The following is a 1,750-nucleotide window of genomic DNA, read 5'->3' as shown; positions in this document are numbered from 1 at the left end:
CACGCACCATCGTTCACCAGGATCCTCACCCACCCCTTCACCGGGGCCAGGCTGGGCGCTGATGCGACCACGTACCGGGTTCCGCAGGACCTGAAGGATGCGGTCCGGGTCAGGGATGGGACGTGTCGGCATCCGGGATGTAACCGGTTGGCGGTGTTCTGCGAACTCGACCACACCACCCCCTGGTCCCAAGGCGGCAAAACGTCCTATTCAAACCTGGCGTCTTTGTGTAAACGCCACCACATGTTCAAAACCGAAGGCTACTGGCACTACCAACAACCAGACCCCGGCACCATCATCGCGATCTCGCCTGCCGGCGAAACCTACCTCACCCGACCCGACCCACCACCAACACCACCACCCGACATACCCCCGCCCTTCTAGAAGCACCGCCCTTCTAGGCAGCAATGCCTTTAAGAAGCACCGCCCTTTTAGAAGCACCGCCCTGCTGGAAGCAACGCCCTGCTGGAAGCACCATCTTTCCGGGTGAGCTATCTTGCTAGGAGCACCGCCGGACTAGGGCGCCCCGACGCTGGTCACGGTGACCACGGCTGTGCCGGCCTCATCGGAGGCAGCCAGGTCGATGACCGCGTTGATACCCCAGTCATGGTTGCCGAACGGGTCCTTGAAGATCTGCCGGACCTTCCAGCTGCCGGGCACCTTCTCGATGATCAGCAGTGCGGGTCCGCGGGCCTCGGGCCCGTCGTCGATGTCCTCATAGTCACCGAAGTAGCCGTCGAGGGCCTCCGTCCAGCGGTCCGCATCCCAACCGGAACCACCATCCAGCGCGCCAAGGGCGACATCGTCCTCGTCGGCGAAAAGTTTGACCCGCTGGAACATCTCGTTGCGGACCATTACGCGGAATGCCCGCTCGTTGGAGGTCACCGAATCGGGTTCCGGTGGCAGTTCGAGAGCGGTCCCGCTGTCGGCGCGGCCTCCGGCGGCGAGCAGCTCCCATTCCTCCAGGAGGCTCGAATCGACCTGCCGGATCAGTTCGCCGAGCCACTCAATGATGTCGGTCAGATCCTCCCGCAGCGCCTCGGTAGGAACGGTCTGGCGTAATGCCTTATAGCAGTCGGCGAGATAGCGCAGCAGGATGCCCTCGGACCGGGTGAGCGAGTAGTAGGCAATGTACTCGCCGAAGTTCATGGCCCGCTCATACATATCCCGGACCACCGACTTGGGGGTCAGCTCGAAGTCGCCCAGCCAGGGCGCACCACTGCGGTAGACATCGAAGGCCTGGAACAACAGTTCGGCCATCGGCTGCGGGTAGGTGACCTCCTCGAGGAGCGCCATCCGCTGGTCATAGTCGACCCCGTCGGCCTTCATGGCGCCGATCGCCTCGCCGCGCGCCTTTTTCTCCTGGGCGTTGAGAACCTGGCGGGGCTTTTCGAGGGTCGCTTCGATCACCGAGACGACGTCGAGCGCGTAGGTGGGGCTTTCGGGGTCCAGCAGTTCCAGGCTGGCCAGCGCGAAGGGGGAGAGCGGCTGGTTGAGGGCGAAGTTGGCCTGCAGGTGGACCTTCAGCCGGATGGTCCGGCCGTCGGCGTCGGGCTCGGGGAGCCGCTCGACAATTCCAGCGGTGACCAGCGACCGGTAAATGCCAATGGCTTTACGGGTCAGCTGCAATTGGGAAGCCCGGGTCTCATGGTTTTCGTTGAGCAGACGTTGCGCCGCGGAGAACGGATTGCCGGGTCGCTCCAACAGGTTCAGGAGCATCGAGTGGCTGACGGCGAAACTCGACGTGAGC

2 protein-coding genes are annotated in these 1,750 nt (G+C 63.6%); one reads left to right on the top strand and one right to left on the bottom strand.

What is annotated here, in order from left to right; translation table 11 throughout:
* On the top strand, positions 1-384 hold a 384-nt coding region (locus tag K728_RS0102690), incomplete at its 5' end, for an HNH endonuclease (RefSeq protein WP_024475758.1).
* A gap of 132 nt (positions 385-516) precedes the next feature.
* On the opposite strand, the gene K728_RS0102685 is transcribed toward K728_RS0102690, so the two are convergent.
* On the bottom strand, positions 517-1,750 hold a 1,234-nt coding region (locus K728_RS0102685), incomplete at its 5' end, for a DUF3516 domain-containing protein (RefSeq protein WP_024475757.1).

The organism is Arthrobacter sp. CAL618 (genome assembly GCF_000468215.1).
Classification (GTDB): Bacteria; Actinomycetota; Actinomycetes; order Actinomycetales; family Micrococcaceae; genus Arthrobacter_D.
The sequence above is the reverse complement of the archived record's forward strand: the minus strand, read 5'-3'. Positions and strand labels throughout refer to the sequence as shown.